This is a genomic window from Salmonella sp. 32082101201600294FB01SM01, from assembly GCF_017572865.1.
Classification (GTDB): domain Bacteria; phylum Pseudomonadota; class Gammaproteobacteria; order Enterobacterales; family Enterobacteriaceae; genus Salmonella; species Salmonella enterica.
Map to the genome: position 1 here is coordinate 383757 of NZ_JAGESB010000001.1, position 21704 is coordinate 405460.

General features: G+C 53.1%; 23 protein-coding genes. 11 read left to right on the forward strand and 12 right to left on the reverse strand.

Annotated elements, in window-relative coordinates; all coding sequences use genetic code 11:
• The first annotated feature begins 55 nt into the window (after nt 1–55).
• From J4645_RS01810 to J4645_RS01825, 4 genes are read left to right on the forward strand one after another with little or no spacing between them, the layout of a single operon-like run.
• On the forward strand, nt 56–616 hold the full coding sequence (locus tag J4645_RS01810; RefSeq protein ID WP_023215211.1) for a molecular chaperone: 561 nt from the start codon (nt 56–58) through the stop codon (nt 614–616).
• Nucleotides 609–2888 carry a molybdopterin-dependent oxidoreductase gene (locus J4645_RS01815; protein ID WP_023215212.1) on the forward strand — a complete coding sequence of 760 codons (2280 nt, stop codon included), beginning with the start codon at nt 609–611 and terminating at the stop codon, nt 2886–2888. The genes J4645_RS01810 and J4645_RS01815 overlap by 8 nt, the downstream gene beginning before the upstream one ends.
• Nucleotides 2885–3442 carry a 4Fe-4S dicluster domain-containing protein gene (locus tag J4645_RS01820; RefSeq protein WP_001250387.1) on the forward strand — a complete coding sequence of 186 codons (558 nt, stop codon included), beginning with the start codon at nt 2885–2887 and terminating at the stop codon, nt 3440–3442. The genes J4645_RS01815 and J4645_RS01820 overlap by 4 nt, the downstream gene beginning before the upstream one ends.
• Entirely contained in the window at nt 3442–4209 is a 768-nt protein-coding gene (locus J4645_RS01825; protein ID WP_000417106.1) for a dimethyl sulfoxide reductase anchor subunit family protein, read from the forward strand. Before J4645_RS01820 ends, J4645_RS01825 begins: the two co-directional genes overlap by 1 nt.
• A gap of 67 nt (nt 4210–4276) precedes the next feature.
• On the opposite strand, the gene uspG is transcribed toward J4645_RS01825, so the two are convergent.
• Nucleotides 4277–4705, reverse strand: coding sequence for a universal stress protein UspG (gene uspG / locus J4645_RS01830; protein WP_000278499.1), 429 nt, complete (start codon nt 4703–4705; stop codon nt 4277–4279).
• A gap of 221 nt (nt 4706–4926) precedes the next feature.
• On the opposite strand from uspG, the gene J4645_RS01835 reads away from it, so the two are divergent.
• Nucleotides 4927–6165: a zinc-dependent alcohol dehydrogenase gene (locus J4645_RS01835; protein ID WP_000646115.1), complete on the forward strand. Its 1239-nt coding sequence runs from the start codon at nt 4927–4929 to the stop codon at nt 6163–6165.
• An 84-nt stretch (nt 6166–6249) separates the two neighbouring features.
• On the opposite strand, the gene rnk is transcribed toward J4645_RS01835, so the two are convergent.
• From rnk to citC, 9 genes are all read right to left on the reverse strand, one after another.
• Complete coding sequence (gene rnk, locus J4645_RS01840; RefSeq protein ID WP_000089748.1) at nt 6250–6660, reverse strand: nucleoside diphosphate kinase regulator; 411 nt, start codon at nt 6658–6660, stop codon at nt 6250–6252.
• 234 nt (nt 6661–6894) lie between these two features.
• Nucleotides 6895–7701, reverse strand: a complete 807-nt coding sequence (rna, locus tag J4645_RS01845; protein ID WP_001529051.1) for a ribonuclease I — start codon at nt 7699–7701, stop codon at nt 6895–6897.
• Nucleotides 7702–7810: 109 nt separating this feature from the next.
• Complete coding sequence (citT, locus tag J4645_RS01850) at nt 7811–9274, reverse strand: citrate/succinate antiporter CitT (protein WP_000059039.1); 1464 nt, start codon at nt 9272–9274, stop codon at nt 7811–7813.
• A gap of 37 nt (nt 9275–9311) precedes the next feature.
• Nucleotides 9312–10208, reverse strand: coding sequence for a triphosphoribosyl-dephospho-CoA synthase CitG (gene citG, locus J4645_RS01855; RefSeq protein ID WP_000982652.1), 897 nt, complete (start codon nt 10206–10208; stop codon nt 9312–9314).
• Entirely contained in the window at nt 10180–10731 is a 552-nt protein-coding gene (gene citX, locus J4645_RS01860; protein WP_023215214.1) for a citrate lyase holo-[acyl-carrier protein] synthase, read from the reverse strand. Before citX ends, citG begins: the two co-directional genes overlap by 29 nt.
• Before the next feature lie 3 nt (nt 10732–10734).
• The gene (citF, locus tag J4645_RS01865; protein WP_000192323.1) at nt 10735–12264 is read right to left on the reverse strand and encodes a citrate lyase subunit alpha; all 1530 of its coding nucleotides are present in this window, start codon (nt 12262–12264) and stop codon (nt 10735–10737) included.
• 9 nt (nt 12265–12273) lie between these two features.
• On the reverse strand, nt 12274–13182 hold the full coding sequence (citE, locus tag J4645_RS01870) for a citrate (pro-3S)-lyase subunit beta (protein ID WP_000622342.1): 909 nt from the start codon (nt 13180–13182) through the stop codon (nt 12274–12276).
• Nucleotides 13179–13475: a citrate lyase acyl carrier protein gene (gene citD, locus J4645_RS01875; protein WP_000700685.1), complete on the reverse strand. Its 297-nt coding sequence runs from the start codon at nt 13473–13475 to the stop codon at nt 13179–13181. The genes citE and citD overlap by 4 nt, the downstream gene beginning before the upstream one ends.
• Nucleotides 13472–14548 carry a [citrate (pro-3S)-lyase] ligase gene (citC, locus tag J4645_RS01880; protein ID WP_000467874.1) on the reverse strand — a complete coding sequence of 359 codons (1077 nt, stop codon included), beginning with the start codon at nt 14546–14548 and terminating at the stop codon, nt 13472–13474. The genes citD and citC overlap by 4 nt, the downstream gene beginning before the upstream one ends.
• A 385-nt stretch (nt 14549–14933) precedes the next feature.
• On the opposite strand from citC, the gene dpiB reads away from it, so the two are divergent.
• Together dpiB and dpiA are read left to right on the forward strand one after the other, a co-directional pair.
• Nucleotides 14934–16595 (forward strand): sensor histidine kinase DpiB, encoded by a 1662-nt coding sequence (gene dpiB, locus J4645_RS01885; RefSeq protein WP_000121807.1) that lies wholly within the window; start codon nt 14934–14936, stop codon nt 16593–16595.
• Nucleotides 16564–17244: a two-component response regulator DpiA gene (gene dpiA / locus J4645_RS01890; protein WP_000138778.1), complete on the forward strand. Its 681-nt coding sequence runs from the start codon at nt 16564–16566 to the stop codon at nt 17242–17244. Before dpiB ends, dpiA begins: the two co-directional genes overlap by 32 nt.
• 53 nt (nt 17245–17297) lie before the next feature.
• Here dpiA and dcuC read toward each other — a convergent pair whose 3' ends face one another.
• Nucleotides 17298–18683, reverse strand: a complete 1386-nt coding sequence (dcuC, locus tag J4645_RS01895) for an anaerobic C4-dicarboxylate transporter DcuC (protein ID WP_000958619.1) — start codon at nt 18681–18683, stop codon at nt 17298–17300.
• A 379-nt stretch (nt 18684–19062) separates the two neighbouring features.
• Between dcuC and pagP the strand changes: the two genes are divergently transcribed.
• Nucleotides 19063–19635, forward strand: a complete 573-nt coding sequence (gene pagP / locus J4645_RS01900) for a lipid IV(A) palmitoyltransferase PagP (RefSeq protein WP_001623090.1) — start codon at nt 19063–19065, stop codon at nt 19633–19635.
• Between the two features lie 187 nt (nt 19636–19822).
• On the forward strand, nt 19823–20032 hold the full coding sequence (cspE, locus tag J4645_RS01905) for a transcription antiterminator/RNA stability regulator CspE (protein ID WP_000034826.1): 210 nt from the start codon (nt 19823–19825) through the stop codon (nt 20030–20032).
• Nucleotides 20033–20089: 57 nt separating this feature from the next.
• On the opposite strand, the gene crcB is transcribed toward cspE, so the two are convergent.
• A complete protein-coding gene (gene crcB / locus J4645_RS01910; RefSeq protein ID WP_000939753.1) occupies nt 20090–20473 on the reverse strand; it encodes a fluoride efflux transporter CrcB in 384 nt (127 codons plus the stop codon).
• A 90-nt stretch (nt 20474–20563) separates the two neighbouring features.
• Here crcB and J4645_RS01915 point away from each other — a divergent pair, with 90 nt between their 5' ends.
• A complete protein-coding gene (locus tag J4645_RS01915; RefSeq protein WP_023215215.1) occupies nt 20564–21352 on the forward strand; it encodes a deaminated glutathione amidase in 789 nt (262 codons plus the stop codon).
• 128 nt (nt 21353–21480) lie between these two features.
• Nucleotides 21481–21684 carry a twin-arginine translocase subunit TatE gene (gene tatE, locus J4645_RS01920; protein ID WP_000503938.1) on the forward strand — a complete coding sequence of 68 codons (204 nt, stop codon included), beginning with the start codon at nt 21481–21483 and terminating at the stop codon, nt 21682–21684.
• Nucleotides 21685–21704 lie beyond the last annotated feature (20 nt).

Below are 21704 nucleotides of genomic sequence, written 5' to 3' on the forward strand. Positions count from 1 at the left end.
ATGCCCATTCTTTTTTCTTGATTTATATTGCATTTGTATGTGAGGTTATTTATTCATGGATTCAATCTATGAATCACTGACGGAATTAGAAAAAACAGGGCTTACATTGCGTGATTTTTTTAATTCTCATGATAGTCGTTCACTGAAATCTGCCTACGTGAGATTAAATCCCACTGCTGCGGTAAACCTTACCGATCGGGCGTGGCTGGAGGCGGAGTATGACTTTAATGCGCTATTCGTTGGTCCTGGCAAGCTGCTGGCTGCGCCTTTCGCTTCAGTGTATCTGGAAGACGATGCGCTGGTGATGGGAAAGGCGACGCTGGAGATACGGGAGTTTATGGCAGCGTTGGGATTATCGGTTAATCAGGAGAGCAATATTCCTGACGATCATATTTCCTGCGTGCTGGAATTGACCACACTATTACTGGCTAACACTCGGCAAACGTCACCATACCGATCTACTCTCACTCAATATATCAATAATTATTTAACAAAGTGGGTGCCATTATATATCGAAAAAATAAAAACTCATGCACAAACGGCCACGTTATATACGGTGGCGGACATCTTATTTTATTGGCTTGATGAATTAAAACGAGAGTATCAATATGAGTAATGAGACGGGACATCTGAACAGACGTTCTTTTTTAAAGGGGATAGTGGCACTGGGCGCCGTTGCGGCTTTACCCGGAGGATTACTGACCTCCCGATGCGCGCTTGCGCAGCCGCCTGTTCCCTTTAACCCTAAAACGTACAAAATTTATCGTAACGCGTGTCCGCGTAACTGCTATGACACCTGTAGCCTCAAGACATGGGTAAAGGACGGGGTCATTACTTTCGTGGAAGGCGCGCCGGAATCAACATTTACTCACGGTACCCCTTGCGTCAAAGGGTTAAGCTATCCGCGCCGGGTTTATAGCCCCGATCGTATTAAATATCCCATGGCGCAGGACGTTCGCGGTAGCGGCAACTGGCGTCGCATCTCATGGGAAGAGGCGATGCAGCGCATTGCCGCCAGGATGCTGGAGATTAAGAAAAAAGACGGTTCTATGCTCGGTCTGGCGCTGACCAAATATTCCGGTAAGTTTGGCGTGCTGAACTATGCCGTTGAAGGGATGATGTCCTCGCTTGGCTATACCACCCGTTTTGCCGGTACGCCGTGCTGGCCTGCCGGTATCGACGCGCAAAACTACGACATGGGCGACATGTGGTGTAACGACCCGGAAGATATGGTGAAAGCGAAATACATCATTATCTGGGGCGCCAACCCAGCCTGGTGCTCAATGCACAGCATGAAGTACATCTATCAGGCGCGCGAGAAAGGGGCGAAGGTCGTCGTTATCGATCCGCTGCTGTCGCAGACTGCCGCCAAAGCCGATCTCTACCTGCGCGTGCGGCCTGGCTCAGACGGCGCGCTGGCGCTGGGAATGGCGCGTCATCTGGTGGATAAAGGCCTGGTGGATCAGAATTTTGTCAACAACGATGCTCACGGCTATCCGGAATTTGAAGCCTATCTGCGTAACCATGTGACCGTGGAGTGGGCAGCAGAAATCTGCGGCCTGTCTGCGGATGTCATTCGCCAGCTGGCAGAAGAGTTTACGGCGGTTAAGCCGGCCACGGTCTGGATTGGTTACGGGATGCAGCGTCATGTCAACGGCGGCGCCAACGTTCGCGCTATCGATGCCTTTGTCGCTATGTCCGGCAACATCGGTGTCGAAGGCGGCGGCGCGCGTTATGGCCATCTGCATACCTGGGGCTTTAACTATAACGCCATGCTGCAGAAGCCGCCGGAGGGCGCTATTGGCATACCGGGAGCGGCGGGCACCACCAGTGAATTCGGGGCTGCCGCTGGCAGCGACGCCGTGCAGTACTCCGATCGCTCCCTGAATATTAACCAGACGGCGCAGGGGATTCTGGAGGCCAACGATCCGCCGGTTCGTATGCTGTGGGTCGCCTGTAAAAACCCGTTTGCCCAGGATTTCGATCGCAGCAAGATGAAGAAAGCGTTTGAAAAACTGGAAATGGTGGTCTGCGCCGATCAGTTCTTCAACGAAACGGTGCAACACGCTGATATCGTGCTGCCCGTTACCACCGCGTTTGAAGAGTGGAACGTGGATGCTTCTTACTGGCACTACTGGCTTTCCATTAATCAGCCGGCGATTAAGCCGATGTATGAAGCAAAATGCGATCTCGAAATCGCTACCATGCTGTCGCGCACCATTAATAAGATGGCGCCGGGTTCCTGTACCTTCCCGCAAGAGTTCGATCACAAGCGCTGGCTGGATCAGGAGTTCAACGACGGTATGGCGAAAATGTTCGGCATCTCTTCCTGGGACGATCTGCTGGACGGGCCGAAAAAAGCGATCCTGCCAAGCTCTGCCGCCTGGTATGACCGCAAGTTCAAAACGCCGTCAGGCAAGTATGAATTTAAATCTGAACTGGCGGAGAAAAACGGCCACACCGCGCTGCCGGAATACAAACCGGAAGCCGAGAGCAAACTGCCGTTCCATCTGTTTACGCCGCACGTGCAGTTTGGCCTGCACTCGCAGTTTATCAACCTGGACTGGATGCAGGTGTTCTACCCGGAACCGTTCGTTTATATCCATCCTTCTTCCGCACAGAAAAAAGGCATCAGCGAGAACGATCTGGTCAAAGTTTTCAATGGCACCGGTGAAGTTGAGCTGCGGGCAAAAGTCACCACCAACGTGCCGGAAGATTTTCTGGTGATGTATGAAGCCTGGTTCCCGAAACGGCAGTACAACGTGCAAAACGTCGTGGCTGATACGCCTGCTGATATGGGGCTGATGAAAACTGGCGCGCCGGGCGCCGCTATCCACAGTCAGTTTGCTGACGTTGTATTGATCGGTAAAGGGGAGTCCGTAGCATGAGACGTGCGTTTTTAGTGAATAGCGATAAGTGCATCGGCTGCCGCGGCTGTGCTATGGCGTGTAAAAGCTTTAACCAACTGGAGCCGGATCGCTTCTGGCGCTACGTTTATCCGTTGGATAAAGACATCTATCCACATGAAGAGCGGGCGTTTTACTCGCTGGCCTGTAACCACTGCGAACATCCGGCCTGCGTCGCCGCCTGTCCGGTCGAAGCCTATACCAAACGTGAAGATGGCGTGGTGGTGCATAACCCTGAGCGCTGCATCGGCTGTAAAAACTGTATTCGTAACTGTCCTTATGGCGCGCCGCGTTTTAATGAAGAGACGCGTAAAGCGGAAAAATGCAGTATGTGCTACGAGCGTCTTGATATCGGTATGAATCCGGCGTGCGTGAACGCCTGTCCGGTGGGCGCCTTGTCGATTATCGATTTGGATGTCGATCCTGTGCCCGATAATGCGGTGCAGTATCCGCCAGGGTTCCCGCATATGCCACAGCTCAATCCAGGAACGCGCTTTATTCTGGCGCGCCAGCCTAAGCAGCCGGAGGACAAGTAATGGAAAAATATGAACTGCCGCTGGTGTTTTTTACGGTATTAAGCCAGATGTCTGTCGGTATGGCTTTGGTACTGACATGGCGTACGCTGCGTGGTGAAGTGGAAGGCCAGCGTTTCTATTGGTTGGTCACTGGGCTGGTGCTGGCACTGGCGTCTATTGCCGCGATTCTGCATCTGGCGCATCCCGATCGCGCTTATAATGCGCTGATTAACCTGCGACATGCCTGGTTAAGTCGGGAAATTCTTGGTGCTACGTTGTTTGGCGCAGCGGTCGGCGTAACGTTCCTGGCAAAGGGACATAAAGCGATGACTCTTATCGCCTCCGTGTTCGGCGTGTTACTGGTGGCGGTGCAGGGGATGACCTACGCCGCGCCAGCGATGGTGGCTATCGCTAATGGATTTACCATGCTGTTATTTTTTATTACGGTATGGGTCATGGGTTGCGCGGCGATTCCGCTGTTAAAACTCAGGCCTGCCGTTCCTGCGTTACGCCAGGGAATTGTGGTGTGTATCGCGGTACTTATCGCGGCGCCGCTGGTGTGGTTAAGCGGGGGAACGATAATGCAGATGACGGCGCATTCATGGCTGGCTTCACCGTTTTATCTGGCAAGCCTGGTTTGCCTTGCGCTCGCTTTTGTCGCCAGCCGTCACGGTGATTCGCGCCCGAAACTCCTGTTCGTCTTGTTATTCGTTGGCGTATTTCTGAGTCGGCTGGTCTTTTTTGGCGACACGGTGAGTACTATTGTGAATATCGGGCATTTGTACTAACGATGATGCAATAAAAAGCCCTGCCAGGCGCGACCTGGCAGGGCGTGTCAGTTTTTAGCCACCAGAGTTAACGCACAACCAATACCGGCAGCGTCGCATGGCGCACCACGCTTGAGGCGTTAGACCCCAACAGGTGTGTCGTGATGGACGGATTACGCGAACCGATTACCACGACATCCGCATCCAGTTCTTCGCCCATCTCATTGACGACATCGCGCACGCTACCAAAGCGAACATGTGTTTTAATTCGTGAAGGATCGATACTGAAGTGTCCCACCATCGTTTGCAGACGCGTTTCCGCCTCATGCTGTAAATGTTCTTCAAAGCGACGCACGTCGGCGGCAAAGCGGTGCAGACTCATGCTCGCGGACCCAGGCAGTACATGCAACAGATGAATGACGCCATCCTGTTGCGCCAGAAACTCAGCGTGGCGAATAGCTTTATCGCTAAGTTCCATTTCAAAAACATCAACCGGCATAATGATTGTCTTATACATACCCGTTACTCCCTGTTAATCAATACTGAATTTATTCAAGCATATAATAATGTTTCTTTCTGCTATTTGTCTGGCAATTTTAAATATTGCGACAACCTGGCGCTAAAAAATCGTGTATTTTCCAGGAAAAATCCTAAAGCCGCCTGTTTTGCCGGCAGTCTCTCCGGGATAGCTACCCTTTTATAGTCGAACGCAACATTCACCGTTACCCCGGAGGCTGCATGAAAGCATTGACGTATCACGGTCCACATCACGTAAAGGTTGAAAACGTACCCGATCCCGGCATTGAGCAGCCTGACGATATCATTTTGCGTGTTACCGCCACCGCGATTTGCGGATCTGATTTGCATCTCTATCGCGGCAAGATCCCACAGGTAAAACATGGCGATATTTTCGGCCATGAGTTTATGGGCGAGGTGGTGGAAACCGGACATGATGTAAAGAATATTCGGAAAGGGGATCGGGTCGTTATCCCGTTTGTCATTGCCTGTGGTGACTGCTTTTTCTGTCGGCTACAGCAGTATTCAGCGTGTGAAAACACTAACGACGGACACGGCGCGGCGATGAATAAAAAACAGATCCCGCCACCGGCGGCGCTGTTTGGGTATAGCCATCTGTATGGCGGCGTTCCCGGCGGACAGGCCGAATATGTTCGCGTGCCAAAAGGTAATGTCGGTCCATTTAAGGTGCCGCCGCTGTTATCTGACGATAAGGCGCTGTTTCTTTCTGATATTTTGCCTACCGCCTGGCAGGCGGCAAAAAATGCCCAGATTCAGCAAGGTTCCAGCGTGGCGGTTTTTGGCGCAGGGCCGGTAGGATTACTGACTATCGCCTGTGCGCGCCTGCTGGGCGCGGAGCAGATCTTCGTCGTTGATCACCACGCCTGGCGCTTGCGTTTCGCCGAAGAACGTTATGGCGCGATACCGATCAACTTCGATGATGAGAACGATCCGGCGGAAAAAATCATCGAGCAGACGGCAGGACACCGCGGCGTGGACGCGGTAATTGATGCCGTAGGCTTTGAAGCGAAAGGCAGTTTGACGGAGACGGTGCTGACGAACCTTAAACTGGAAGGCAGTAGCGGCAAAGCGCTGCGACAATGTATCGCGGCGGTCAGACGCGGCGGCGTGGTCAGCGTACCCGGCGTGTATGCCGGTTTTATTCACGGCTTTTTATTCGGCGACGCCTTTGATAAGGGGCTAACTTTTAAAATGGGTCAAACCCATGTTCACGCGTGGCTGGGGGAGTTATTACCGCTTATTGAAAAAGGGTTGCTGAAGCCGGAGGAGATTGTCACGCACTATATGCCGTTTGAAGAGGCGGCGCGCGGCTACGAAATTTTCGAAAAACGCGAAGAAGAGTGCCGAAAGGTTATCCTGGTGCCGGGAGCGACGTCGGCACAAGCGGCGCAGAAACAGGCGACGGGAGTAATCAACCCGATGCCAGGCGGCGTTGTCTGAAACAGGCAGAAATGAAAGGGCTAACGGAAAGAGGATGCGTAGGCATCCTCTGTGTAAACGCATTAACGCTTATGCAGATGGGGTTTAACGCAGGAAGTCGCCCGCGGCTTCAGGCTGATATTCGAGTTCCAGCACTTCGAGATGGGTGGAGGCGCCGCCCGGCAGTTCCCAGTGAATAGTGTCGCCGACGCGCAGTCCCAGCAACGCCGCGCCGACGGGCGCCATTACCGAAAGCTGGGTACTGCTGTCCGTCATATTGGCGGGGTACACCAGCGTCCGCACGCGTGTTTCACCATCGCTCAAATTGCGGAATTTAACGCGGCTGTTCATGGTGACGACATCGTTCGGCATCTCTTGTGGCGAACACATTTGCGCGCGATCCAGTTCGGCGTTGAGCGCGTCGGCAATCGGCAGATCCGCATACGCAGGCTGTTCCAGAAGACGATCAATACGTTCGGCGTCAAGGTCGTTAATGATAATAGTGGGTCTGGACATTTCTTACTCCATGTCATCGATACTGCGAGTAGTGCAGGTAAATGGTCCCAAAAGAAAACCCTCACCGTCTGGCGGCGAGGGTTTAACTCTCATGATGATACTGAGACTTCCCCCGTCTTTGAAGTGATTTAGTTCACATTCGGGTAAATCCTCAAACGTCATAGCCTTGAGTGAATTTTAGTCTACATTCGGGCGTGTTCTCAAATGTGGCTACGGTTTTAAACCTCTGCTTCGTCAATAACCGGCTTTATCGATAATAAACTGTTTCCCGCAGTTGCCGGGATGCGGCTGCGGCTGAAATGAGGCAGAGGAGAGCGGGGCGTTAATCATCGACGCCTTTAGTGAAAACTGAATCTCTGTTAAATAGGCGGGATTGCCATGGCAGTTTACTTTAACGGCTTTGACATTATCCTGGCCCCACATTTGTGCGACGACGCTATCAAACTCAGCGCGGCTAACGGTCTTGCCGTAATTATCCGCCAGAAACTGCCCCAGCGCGCTGTCTTTTATCGCCTTATCCAGCCGTATCATGGTGCCGAAATAGGCATTGGGATCAAACCCGAAACAGGCGCCATGTTTGGCATATTCGTAGCGCTCCAGACAGGAATTCCCCCCCGCGCCGGGCATCACTTCCTTAAGCGCTGCCGCGATGTCAGGCGAAAGTCCGGGGGCGGGGGCGGAGCATTTCCGGCTGGCCTTGACTTCAGGCAGATTCGGGATTGGCCGCGTCGCACAACCAAAGCGCTGCCAGCGTCTCTGGTCAACGCCGCGTGCGGCGATAGATTTGGGTAATCCAGGCCACAGGCCGTGGACGGTCAGAAAGTCTGCTTTGTTGGCTGGCTCTTTTTGCAGACGGCACTCATCGGGCTCCCGATGGCGGCGTTCATGCTGGCTTTGACAAAAACCGGTTTGCCAGGAAAGCGCCAGCACATAGTCAGTGAAATCACCGTACTGTTGCGCCTGAAGTTCGTCGGCGTTGGCGGCAAAAATCGGGGTTAAGAGGGCAGCCAGCAGCGGACTGTAATGCCATATTGTGTTCATGATGAATTCGATAATTTATACACATTATGAATGTTACCCATTTAATCATAAAAAATGCCGCTCAGGTGAACCTGAACGGCATCATTTTTAACCTACGTTGGCGTAATGTTTAATTCCACATTGCCAGAATCGGCCAGCCCACCAGCAACAGCATCGCGATATAGATAACGCCAAAGATTGCGCCAAGCCGCCAGTAGTCTTTGGATTTCACGTAACCGCAGCCGTAGATAATCACACCAGGGCCGGTGGCATACGGCGTCAGACAGCCCATGATACCGATAGACAGCACCAGCAGAATACACAGTTGTTCCATCGGAACGCCCGGAATGCCTTTACCCACCGCCAGAATAACCGGCAGCATGGTCGCGGTGTGAGCGGAAAGACTGGCGAACAGATAGTGCGCGAAATAGAACACCAGTACCAGTACAATGACGGTTGCATCCGGCGAGAAACCTTCCAGATGCGTACTCATGGTATTGGCGAACCAGTCAATAAAGCCGGAGCGGGTTAAGCCATTGGCCATGACCACCAGCGTAGCGAGGTTCACCAGGGTGTTCCAGGCGCTGTTGTAGCGCGTAATGTCTTTCCACGGCACAACATGCAACGCCAGCATCAGCGAGACGGCCAGCAGACCCACGGCAGTGGCGTTGATGATTTTTCCACCAAAAACCCACAATCCTAAGCTAAGCAGCACCAGGCCAATCAGCGTCCACTCTTTGCGGGACAGACGCCCCATGTTTTTTAACTCGCCGCCAGCCCAGGCTGCGACTTCCGCACTGTGGGTCACTTCGGGTTTATAAAGCACATAGGAGAGCCACGGCGCAACGATCAGTAAAATAATCCCTACCGGCAGAAAGCTGAGAAACCACTGCAGCCAGCTAATCTGGACGCCGGCGATCTTGCTGACGAACTCCAGACCTAACACGTTTGGCGCCGCGCCAGTGACAAACATCGAAGAGCTCAGGCTGGTACTGATCACCATCATCCACATCAAATAACCGCCGATGCGGCGTGCGGAAGGATCGTTTGGAAACGATTTAAACAGCGGCGGCAGGTTCTTGATGACCGGGAAGACAGTCCCGCCGGTACGAGCCGTATTGGAGGGAGTAAATGGCGCCAGCAAAATATCGATAATGACAATCGCATAGCCGAGCGTCAGCGTGCGTTTACCCATGAATTTTACCAAAAACAGCGCAATGCGGCGCCCCAGCCCGGTCACTTCGTAGCCCAGCGCGAAAATAAACGCGCCGAAAACCAGCCAGACCGTGGTGCTGGAGAAACCGGCAAGCCCCCATTTCAGCGCCTGTTTACTGGCGTTAAACGCCGGATCGGCCAGTTCTGAAGCGTCAAATAGCAGGTAATTGCTGCCGATAACGCAAATGGTTACGGCGATAAAACTGATCGCTGTCGCCGGGATCGGCTCCAGGATCATACCGACAATCATCGCGACGAAAACCGCAAAATAGTGCCAGGCCTGCGGCGGCATACCATCTGGAACAGGAATTAGCAACATGACGCCCATCACCACTAATGGGGCCAACAACTTCCATATATTATCTTTGGATAAAGACATAAATGACTCTCCGGAAAGGATATTTTCTATAATTGTGTTAATGATTAACTTGCGAAATTTGCGCTAAAAACCAGGTCACGATCAGCAGATCGGCGCTACCGCCTGGGCTGAGATTGCGTTCAATGCATTGCTGATCGAACCGGTGGAGATAAACGAGATCGTCAGGCGTCCGTATGCCGCCCTGATGTAATAAGAAAGCCGCCTGCTGCTGTAACCAGCGCAGACCGTCCGCCCCGCCGCGCGACGCGACGTTGGTATCGCCGTTAAGCGACATCAGCAGCAGTAAGGTATCAAGCAGCGCCAGTTCGGGATCGCGCCCCTGCGCCAGCAATGCGCGGTAGTGCGGCAACGCGTGGCGGATGACCAGCGGATAGCCTGCTTCCGCTTCGCCGCGCGCGCCGGTTAATCCCAGTTGCTGATACAACCGCTGACCTGCGGTGAGCTGTAGGTTGTTCTGGCGCAGTTCGCGCGTGGTCAGGCCGCGGCAAAAATCGGCGGCGGTAGCGCAGAGTGTTTCTGCGGCGATCGGCTGGCGTAGCTGATACAGGCGGCCAATGGCGGCGCACAGTAACCCCAGCGAGAAAATGCTGCCTTTATGGGTATTGACGCCCGCCGTTGCGCGAAACATCGCTGCTTCACAGGCCATCCCCAATGGACGCAGGCCCGCCAGAACTGACTCTGGCGGCAGGCGCGTGCAGCTGGCGCCATATTCCATAAAGCGCGGCAGCCAGTGTCGAATCGCCTCCGCGCTGCGGTGAAAATCCGCCAGCGCCATATCTTTGTGCGCGCCGCAGTTTAGTCGGTCTACCAGACCGGGTTTTGGCGATAAATTTACCTCGGTCAGCATAGCGCGCCAGGCCAAATCGGCCCAGGCGTCATACAGCGACTGAGGCTGAATGGAGGCGTTAGTCGGGTTGGCGGGAATCGGCATCATGCAGCAGCGCCTCCATATGAGTCAGTAAATCAGTCAGCGCGTGGGTTTTACCCCGCGCGCATTCAGCCGCGCTTTGCCCGCACAGCAGACAGCGGCGAGCGGGAAGCGCGAAATGGCGGCGGGAGAGTATTTCGCCTTCCGCCGTCAGGACATCGATATCCCACAGGCGCCCCAGTGGATAACGCTGTTCAAGCGTGATGGTCGCCTGTTTGAGCGCCTGAGCGGGCGCGTCAATCGCCAGCAGCCCTTCCGGCCCGCTGGCGGAAGCCAGTGCAGCCTGCTCCCGGATGGTCCAGCCATACTCTTCTGCCAGCGTGTGCAGGGCAGTCACGCCGTGATTAAAGATCCGGCGGGTTAACGCGCTGTCTTTTATCGGGCCTGGCGCCACCACGGTAAAGGAGACCAGTGGAGTGGCGTGGCGCGTTAGCCAGGCGCGCTGTCTTGCTTGTCTCTCATCCCGGCTGGCGAGCAGCTCAGGAATAGAAACGTCGTGACAGGTGGCGAGTTCAGGAAACAGGCGCATGGCTTATTCCTTCACCTGATGCACCACATCGATCACTGAACCGTCGCGATAACGCACGACAGCAATCACGCGGTCGGTGAATTCGATAGGGCGGGGCTGACCGGTAAGCAGTTGCGCGCGTTCGCGCAGCCACTCAATCGATACCACTTTCATTCCCGCGGCTTTCAGGCGTTCAGCCAGCTCCGGACGCGCCGGATTGACGGCGATACCGTGATCGGTGACCAGAATGTCAACGCTGGAGCCTGGTGTGACGCAGGTGGTGACGTTATCAACCAGCGTTGGGATGCGACCGCGCACCAGCGGCGCGACGATGATGGACAGCGCCGCCGCGACGGCGGTATCGCAGTGACCGCCGGACGCGCCGCGTAGAACGCCGTCGGAGCCGGTCAGCACGTTAACATTGAAGTGGGTGTCTACTTCCAGCGCGCTCAGCACCACCACGTCCAGACGGTCGACGGAAGCGCCTTTAGAGCCCCAGTTGGCGTACTGGTTAGCGCTGATTTCGATATGGTTCGGGTTGCGGGCCAAAGATTGCGCAGCGTTACGATCGAAGCTCTGCACGTCAAGCAGTTTGCGGATTAAGCCCTTTTCATGCAGGTCGACCATGGTGGCGGTGATACCGCCCAGCGCGAAATTAGCCACAATGTTGCGGCTACGCATTTTGTCTTCCAGGAAGCGGGTGACCGCCAGCGATGCGCCGCCGGTGCCGGTTTGTAGGGAGAAACCTTCGTTGAAGTAGCCGGAGTGAGCAATGACTTCCGCCGCGCTGCGGGCGATCAGCAGTTCACGCGGATTAGTGGTCATACGGGTCGCGCCAGCGCCGATTTTGTTTGCATCACCGACTTCTTCGATTTGCACGATCAGATCAACCTGATCCTGAGCGATGCTTGCCGGGTTATGCGGATACGGCAGCAGTTGCTCCGTCAGCATTACGACCTGTTTCGCGCTGTCGGCATCCACCATCGCGTAGCCCAGTGAACCGCAGCAGGCCTTGCCGGTATAACCGTTAGCATTACCGAATTCATCGCAGGAGGGCACGCCAAGAAACGCAACATCAATATTGAGTTCGCCGCTTTGTACCAGATGTACACGACCGCCGTGGGAGTGAATCTGAACCGGCTCAGCCAGCAGGCCGCGAGAAATTTCTTCCGCCAGCGGGCCGCGCAGGCCTGACGTATAGATGCGACTGACCACCCCGTTACGAATGTGTTCAACCAGCGGCGCATGGCAGTCGCTTAGCGAACTGGAGGCCAGGGTCAGGTTTTTGAAGCCCATCTTCGCGATGGTTTCCATCACCAGGTTAATCGTCAGATCGCCGCCGCGAAACGCGTGGTGAAAAGAGAGCGTCATGCCGTCGCGTAAACCGGAACGGCGGATGGCCTCTTCCAGGCTGGCGCACAGTTTGTGGTCGCGCGGTTTTTGCGCTTGTAGATCCAATTTTGCCGCACTTTGGTAAGCGCTCAGTTCGCTTTCAGCGTGACGGCTCCAGGCGGCTACGCGATCCTGGCGTTGAGATTCATTTTTCTGCGTCATTGTTTTGCCTTATTCTTCGCGAATACCGGAAAGTTCTGCACGGGAGAGCACCAGACGGGCGCGTTCAATCACCGGGCTGTCGACCATCTTGCCGTTAAGGGAAACGACGCCAAGACCTTCGCGGGCGGCGGCTTCTGCGGCTTCAACGACCAGACGCGCATGGGCGACCTCTTTACGCGTCGGCGCATAAAGGTTGTGCAGCAGCTCTATCTGGCGGGGGTTGATCAGTGACTTACCGTCAAAGCCCAACTGTTTAATGTGGGCGGCTTCTTGCAGGAAACCGGCTTCGTTGTTGGCGTCGGAATAGACGGTATCGAAGGCCTGAATGCCGGCGGAACGCGCGGCCTGCAAAATGGCGCAGCGGGCGAACAGCAGTTCGGTGCCTTCCGGAGAGCGTTCGGTGCGCAGGTTGCGAACATAGTCTTCCGCGCCCAGCGCAATCCCGATCAACCGTTCAGAGGCGTGGGCGATTTCTACCGCGCGGGTAATACCCAGCGGCGATTCCACGGCGGCTAACAGGCCGGTACTGCCCGGTTCGCGACCGCAGGCGTTTTCAATGCGCAGAATTTCGTTTTCGATATCAATGACGTCCTGCGCGGTGTCGGTTTTCGGTAAACGCACCACGTCCGCGCCGCCGCGCACGACCGCTTCCAGATCGTTGACGCCCCATTCGGAGTCCAGCGCATTCACGCGGACGATGGTTTCGACGTCACGGTAAAGCGGATGTTGCAGCGCGTGATATACCAGACGGCGCGCCGCGTCTTTTTCGCGTAATGCAACAGAGTCTTCCAGGTCAAACATCAGCGCGTCGGCCGGATAGATAAACGAATTGCTCACCATCGCCGCGTTGGCGCCCGGTACGAATAACATACTGCGGCGGGTGCGGGTTTTACGTTGTTGCAGAGAGGCGGAAATCATTGGCGATCCTCCCAGGGCAGAGCGGCAATACCGCTGGCGCGCGCCAGTAGCGTTTCCAGTCGGGCGCGCAAAATGCAGTCCAGAGCGCCTTTATCATCGACGTTCAGTTGTACGCCGCGCACGTCGTAGCGAGAAAGCACCTCCAGGATGGTGGCGCGAATGGCCTCGCCAAACTGTTTTTCAACGCTACTGCTGATTTGCAGGTCAATATCCTGCGTATCGAGCGGCGCAATGCGTATCATCACATCGCCGGACTCAAGCGTGCCTGCGACGGCTAGCTGGTTTATTTTCATTTTTCACCTGTTGCTAATACGGGGGACTTTTGACGGGCTGCCGCGCTGCCCGGATGGCGTTCGACCATGCCCTGCAAATAGCGCAGGGTGGCGTCGGGAACCAGCGGCGCGATAGCCGTGAGATCGTGTTTAACCAGCAGCTTGCGTACCCAGGAGGCGGATATCGGCGTCTCCTGGAAGCAAAGCCGCTCTATTTCCACCAGCGTAATGGGTGGGGCGGGAAGCGTTGGCGTCTCCAGCCAGAAACGCATATCAAGGTTATACTGGGCGGTAACGGTACAAAATGGTTCCGTACCGACAAAGCGGTGTGTGATGCCAAGCGCGGGCGCCAGATACTGGCGGAAAATCTTCAGGTCGATTTCGGTATAACAGTGATTAATAACGCTCTGCTCTTTAATGAAATAGCAGGGGAACGTCGCCCGAGAAATAATGTATTCGGAGCCGCGGTGAACGGTTAAGCGCGGGATATCGGTGGTCCCTTTAAGAACCAGATCGAGTCGGTCTTCATAGGGAAAGCGTGACGTATCTTCTTTGACCAGGAACAGATGCAGCCAGTCGCACTGCGCAGCCGCCTGTTGGATCAGATAGCGGTGGCCGTTCGTGAAAGGATTGGCGTTCATCACAATACAGCCAATTTTCTTTCCCTCGTGACGTAATGTCGCCAGCGATTCCGCATACCGTTTCAACCGGGTCGCGCTATTTTCCATTAAGACCATCACGCCGGGGACGCTGGCTATCGTCGAAAAGCTGCACTGTTTAAACAGCGCTTCGTATTCCGTTTTGGTATAAATAAAAAGATGGGTGCAGTGCCGTTCCCAGGCGAGATTAATCAATTCCGTCGCTAGCGTTAACGCTAAGCCTTCGCCGCGTACTGATTCGCTAATGGCCACGCATTTAATGATATTTCCGGCAATACCGCCGCAGGCAATAAGACGGTCATCACGGCTGACGGTAATAAACACCTCTACAGTGGTATCGACGCTTAAATCATTCTCTTTGAGAAAGTGAGCGATCTCCGCCATTTTTTTATTTTCAGAGCGTTTTACCCGAGTGAATACATTATTGCCAAACATAGTAAGAAATATCCTGGTGATATGCTTGTTGCCACTTTTCTGTATATGTTGCGCTGTGTTGCAACTTGATAACTTTTTCTTTTCAGTCAGAGTAGGAGTATTTTTATGACGAGTTATTTATTTTTTCTCACTGACGTATACATCGTAAGGAGTATTTTGGTGGTAAATTTTGATTTATTTCACAAAGCGTTAGATGGTTTTTAAGTGTTTTATGGTTTTAAGTTTTTTAATTAATTTAATCGCCATTCCGGCGATGGGTTTTAGTTGTTTAATTGATTTAATGTGGGGAATCTGTAACGATTGGTTTTTATAGGCTTCAAGATGCTCAAAACATTTTTATTACATTTGCGATAAATCTGCAGAGAAATACCCATAAGGAACCTTAATGTCCTATCAGAAAAATAAAAAGCTGTTTCCTTTTTTTCGGCAACTCGCGTTTCCGTTACGTATTTTTCTGCTCATTCTGGTGGTTTCTGTTTTCATCGTGGCAGCGTTAGCACAATATTTGTCTGCCAGTTTCGAAGATTATCTGGCGTCCCATGTTCGTGATATGGCGATGAATCAGGCAAAAATTATTGCTTCTAACGACAGCATTATCGCCGCCGTAAAAAACCGGGACTATAAACGCCTGGCGATAATTGCGAATAAACTGCAGCGCGGGACGGATTTTGACTATGTGGTGATAGGCGATCGCCACTCGATCCGGCTTTACCATCCGAATCCGGAAAAAATCGGCTATCCCATGCAGTTTACGAAACCCGGCGCGTTGGAAAGAGGAGAAAGTTATTTCATTACCGGTAAGGGCTCAATAGGGATGGCGATGCGCGCCAAAACGCCTATCTTTGACAACGAAGGCAACGTGATCGGCGTTGTTTCAATTGGCTATCTGGTCAGTAAAATCGACTCCTGGCGGCTGGACTTCTTATTACCGATGGCGGGGGTTTTTGTCCTGTTGCTGTTGGTATTAATGCTGCTTTCCTGGTTTTTCGCCGCGCATATCCGCCGACAAATGCTGGGCATGGAGCCGAAACAGATTGCGCGCGTGGTACGCCAGCAGGAGGCGTTGTTTAGCTCGGTTTATGAAGGGCTGATCGCCGTTGATCCGGAGGGACATATCACCGCGATTAACCGCAATGCGAGAAAAATGTTGGGGCTGCCGTCGCCGGGGCGTCAGTGGCTGGGCAAGCTGATAGCGGAAGTCGTCAATCCGGCAGACTTTTTTACCTGCCAGATCGCAGAAAGACGCCAGGACGTGATGGCCAACTTCAATGGCCTGAGCGTCATCGCCAATCGTGAAGCTATCCGTTCCGGCGAGGAGTTGCTGGGCGCTATTATTAGTTTTCGCAGCAAAGATGAAATCGCGACGTTGAACGCGCAGCTAACCCAGATTAAACAGTATGTTGAGAGCCTGCGCACGCTACGCCATGAGCACCTGAACTGGATGTCGACTCTGAACGGCCTGCTGCAAATGAAGGAGTATGATCGGGTCAGAGAGATGGTGCAGGGTGAGTCGCAGGCGCAGCAGCAACTTATTGATAGTTTACGCGGCGCCTTCGCCGATCGTCAGGTGGCCGGTTTGCTGTTTGGCAAAGTTCAGCGCGCGCGTGAACTGGGGCTCAAGATGGTGATTGTTCCCGGCAGCCAGCTACATCAACTGCCGGAGGGGCTGGATAGTACGGAGTTCGCCGCCATCGTCGGTAATCTGCTGGATAACGCGTTTGAAGCGAGTTTGCGTACACAAGAAGGCGACAATACCATCGAACTTTTCCTGAGCGACGAGGGCGACGAGGTGGTGATAGAGGTCGCCGACCAGGGCTGCGGCGTTCCTGAAGCGCTGCGGGAAAAAATTTTTGAACAGGGCGTAAGTACCCGAACCGACGAACCCGGTGAGCATGGTATCGGGTTATATCTGATTGCAAGTTATGTGGGGCGCTGTGGCGGGGTCATTACGCTGGAAGACAATGATCCTTGTGGCACCTTATTTTCTTTATTCCTTCCGAAAGTGAAAAAAAACGATGACAGAACCATTAACCCTATTGATCGTTGAGGATGAAACGCTGCTGGCGGAGATGCACGCAGAATATATCCGCCATATTCCTGGCTTTAAGCAGATATGGCTGGCGGGCAATCTGGCGCAGGCGAGAATGATGATTGACCGGTTCAAACCTGGATTAATTCTGTTGGATAATTATCTGCCGGATGGGAAGGGGATTACGCTGCTGCATGAATTAATGCAGTCGCGCTATCCCGGCGGCGTCGTGTTTACGACCGCCGCCAGTGACATGGAGACGGTAGCGGAAGCGGTACGTAGCGGCGCGTTTGATTATCTGGTCAAACCTATTGCTTATGAACGTTTGGGACAGACGCTGACCCGCTATCAACAGCGCAGACGTATGCTGGCGAGCGCGGATAGCGCAAGCCAGAAGCAGATAGATGAAATGTTCAACGCCTATGCGCGCGGCGAACCGAAAGGGGATTTGCCGACCGGTATTGATGCCTTAACCCTTAATGCGGTGATGAAGCTGTTTGCCGATCCAACCGTACGCCACACGGCTGAAACGGTCGCGCAGGCCTTAACAATAAGCCGCACCACATCCCGACGCTACCTGGAATATTGCGCGAGTCAGCACCTGATTGTCGCAGAGATTATTCATGGCAAAGTGGGCAGGCCGCAGCGTATTTACCACGGCGGCTAAGCCTGGTTTAAGATGCCGGGGCGATGTTTTCCCTCGCCCCGGCTTACCGGCTATCAGCCGCCAGTAACGGCGGAAGAGGCGCCTGGCACCATAATTTCCGTGGCGATAATGACGATCAACAGACCGACGATGACCGGAACGGACGTGCGCTTCACCACTTCAAACGGTGATATTTTAGCCATCCCGGCGACAGCGACCACCACGCCGGAGACCGGCGAAATCGTGCGCCCCAGGTTTGAGGCTTGCAGCATTGGGATGGATAAATAGGCTGGGTTGATGCCGGAGGAGTGCGCCAGTTTAGGGATCATCTCAACAAAGGCGTAAAAAGGCGCATTGCCTGAACCGGTGGTCATCGCGGCCAGCATGGTTAAAATCACTAATACCAGCATCAGAATAATGCTGGCGGAGCCAAAAGAAGTGGCAATCGAGATCAGACTTTGGATAAAGCCAATGGTGCTCAGCCCCTGGGCGAAAACGCCCGCCGCGACCAGCAGCATCACGACGCCGGCAAACGCATCCGCCATGCCGCGATAAGCCACTTCCAGGCCGGAAAACACATTTTGCGTGTTGAAACCGCGCACGAATTCCAGCACGGCGGCCAGCAGCATACAGATCACCAGAATGGTAATAATGTGCAACTGCGGCCCCCATTTACCGTCAAAAATCAGTACGCCGATAATGGGCGTGAACGGCAAAAGGGCATAAAACGCCGGGGCCGTGGTGGTAATCTCCGCCACGTCCAGCATCTCATGTGAAATGTTCTCTTTTTTATCCAGATAGCGTTGCCAGAAAAAGTGCGCAATCGCCATACCGATAATTGCGGCGATGGAAATCGGCAGCGTGGTTTTGAACGCGAAATCGATTAACGGCATCTCCGCCGCTTTTGCGGCTAAAACCACATCGCCAGACGTTGGCGAGAGGATGATGGCGGCCGGAGAGGCGCAAATAGCCGCCGCCGCGCCGCGGCTAATGCCGACGTTGACCATCACCGGGAAGAGAGTAGCCATGAGCAGTACGCCAAGCCCCGTCGCGGAAGAGACGGCCAGCGACATCAGGCAGGCGACAAAATAGGCGGCAATCATCAACAGGTAGGGCGAGTTTATGTACTGTAAAGGTTTCGACGCCAGCTTCACGACCATATCATTCGCGCCGATATGCGTCATATAAGCGGCAAAGCCGCACAGCATCATGATCATCATGCCAAGATCGCCGCCGCGACTCATAAGCAAAATTTTGATGTATTCAACAATATCTGTTGCGGTATAGCCGGTACTGGTTTCGCTGGCAGGTAATACCTTATGCCCCATCAGTGCGCTGATAATAAGCAGAACCAGACCGCCGACAAATAAAACGCCAGTGGCGGAATATCCCTTAATGATGTAGCGCGCTACACCCACAATAACGACGACTCCGATAAGGAGCTCTATAACTGTTAGCATTGTTTCCCCTGTCTTATCGACACCCAGAGTAAAAATAAGAACCACAAAAGTGGTATAAAAATGTACCGAATAAAGGATGGCGCCTTACTGATTAAAATCACGGCGCGGTTATTTTTTTTATGTCATCACTAAAGATGAAATATGTTTATGCGAATTTTCTGTAGCGCTATAAGTATTAATTTATTGTTATTTTATTGTTTTGTTTGTTGTGCTTTGTTTTGTGTTTTTTGTGAAAACTTAGTAAGGAGAGCGCGACGGTTCTGAGTGCTAAATCAAACGCCGTTAACCCGATACTTTCTCAGATTATTCTCTGTTTATAGTTTGTTAAGATTTTATTCAGGTTAATGTTGTTATTATCACGGTCGAATTTTTGAACGGTATGGCTGTTGTGATGATTATCAGAAAGTATTTTCTTATTATTGCTCTCCTTGTTATGCCATGGCTGGCTATTCCTTCAGTCTCTGCGGCGGATAAAGGGTGGTTTAACACGTTTACCGATAACGTCGCAGAAACGTGGCGACAGCCTGAGCATTATGATTTGTATGTCCCCGCCATTACCTGGCATGCGCGCTTTGCCTACGATAAAGAGAAAACGGATCGCTATAACGAGCGGCCGTGGGGCGTTGGTTTTGGTCAGTCGCGCTGGGACGACAAAGGCAACTGGCATGGCCTCTATATGATGGCCTTTAAAGATTCATTTAACAAATGGGAACCCATAGGCGGTTATGGCTGGGAAAAAACCTGGCGACCGCTGGAAGACGATAATTTTCGTCTGGGACTGGGCTTTACCGCAGGCGTTACCGCGCGCGACAACTGGAATTATATTCCCATCCCTGTGCTGTTGCCTTTAGCGTCGATAGGCTATGGTCCCGCTACCTTTCAGATGACCTACATTCCGGGTTCGTATAACAACGGAAACGTCTATTTCGCCTGGATGCGGTTCCAGTTTTGACGGAGAAGGGCATTGTTCTGTTGTGAATTAAAAAGCCTTAGAAAACAATAAGTAGACAGGGTTAGCTAAAAATTAACGCGATATTTATCACTTTTTCGCAAAGTTCGACTGGACAAAATGCATCACAATTGTTGTACTGGTATCCGACACAGCATTTGTGTCTATTTTTCATGTAAAGGTAATTTTGATGTCTAAGATTAAAGGTAACGTTAAGTGGTTTAATGAATCCAAAGGATTCGGTTTCATTACTCCGGAAGATGGCAGCAAAGACGTGTTCGTACACTTCTCTGCAATCCAGACCAATGGTTTTAAAACTCTGGCTGAAGGTCAGCGCGTAGAGTTCGAAATCACTAACGGTGCCAAAGGCCCTTCCGCTGCAAACGTAACTGCTCTGTAAGCATACGTCCGACAGCAAGATTTCAAAACCCGCCCTTTCGGCGGGTTTTTTTTGCGCTTAACGCGCCGCTGCGGCGGAAAATAGCCAGAATGCCAGCGCCGTCATGGCAAACGAACCCAACAGGTTAATCAGCACATTCAGCAGCGCCCAGCCAAAGCGCCCCTCTTGCAGCAAGAATACCACTTCGGCAGAAAAAGTAGAAAAGGTCGTCAGGCCGCCGCAAAAGCCGGTCGTAATGAGCACTTTCCACATCGGATCGATATGTGTCATGCGGTTAAACCAGGCGAACCCCATGCCGATAATAAACGCGCCAAGCAAATTTGCTGTTAGCGTACCGATGGGAATCGCCTGATGAAGCGGATTAAAACGCATACTTAGCATCCACCGGGCTACGCTCCCCGTTCCACCGCCGATAAAAACTGCTAAAAGAAGCTGTAACACTGCCGAATCCTTTATTTAATTGCTATACAGGAGGAGTGTAACGCCGAACACGCATAATTGGCGAGTCCTGACAGAGGTGTGGGAGGGGATATGTTCGTTGCAGCCGGGCAGTTTGTGGTGAGTTCTGTATGGGAAAAGAATGCGCAAGTTTGCGTTTCGTTAATGGCTCAGGCGGCGGGCCGCGGCGTATCGCTTCTGGTGTTGCCTGAGGGGATATTAGCGCGAGATGACATCGACCTTGACCTGCCGATTCGCGCCGCGCAGCCGCTGGATGGCGCGTTTATGACGCGGCTTCTGGAAGAAAGCGCTCATAATAATATGACGACGATATTCACTATCCTTGTCCCGTCAACGCCTGGACGGGCGGTTAATATGCTGGTGGCGCTACGGGCAGGTCACATTGTCGCGCGTTACGAGAAGCTGCATCTCTATGATGCGTTTTCGATGCAAGAATCCCAAAGTATTGATGCCGGAACCGCTATCGCGCCTGTGCTGGACGTGGAGGGGGTTAAGGTGGGGCTTATGACCTGTTATGACCTGCGCTTTCCTGACATGGCGTTAGCGCTGGCTTTACAGGGGGCTGACGTATTGGCGCTGCCGACGGGCTGGGTTCGCGGCCCGTTGAAAGAGCAGCAGTGGTCGACGCTGCTGGCGGCGAGAGCGCTGGATACCACCTGCTATATGATTGCGGCCGGGGAGTGTGGTAATCGTAATATTGGTCAAAGTCGTATTATCGATCCGTTGGGGGTAACGATAGCCGCAGCAGCCGATCGTCCGGCGCTGATCGTCGCGGAAATATTCAGAGAACGAATAGACCAGGTGCGGGAGCAACTTCCTCTTTTGCAGCAACGACGATTTGCGCCACCGCAATTATTATGATGTTTTTTTACGCAAAGCTTGATTCACCTTGTTACAGATTGCTATTGTGTGCGCGCGTCGAAAGACCGTTAATATTCTCAGGTTAATCCGGCGCGTTACGCAGCCTGTTTTTAGTGAAGAAGGTATCTATGGGTGAGATTAGTATTACCAAACTGCTGGTGGTTGCCGCACTGGTTGTTCTGCTGTTTGGTACCAAGAAGTTACGTACGCTGGGCGGAGACCTGGGCACGGCGATTAAAGGATTCAAGAAAGCAATGAACGATGAAGACGCGGGCGTTAAGAAAGACGTCGACGGTAGCGTTCAGGCTGAAAAACTCTCGCACAAAGAGTAATAGCGCGATGCGCTTGCTCC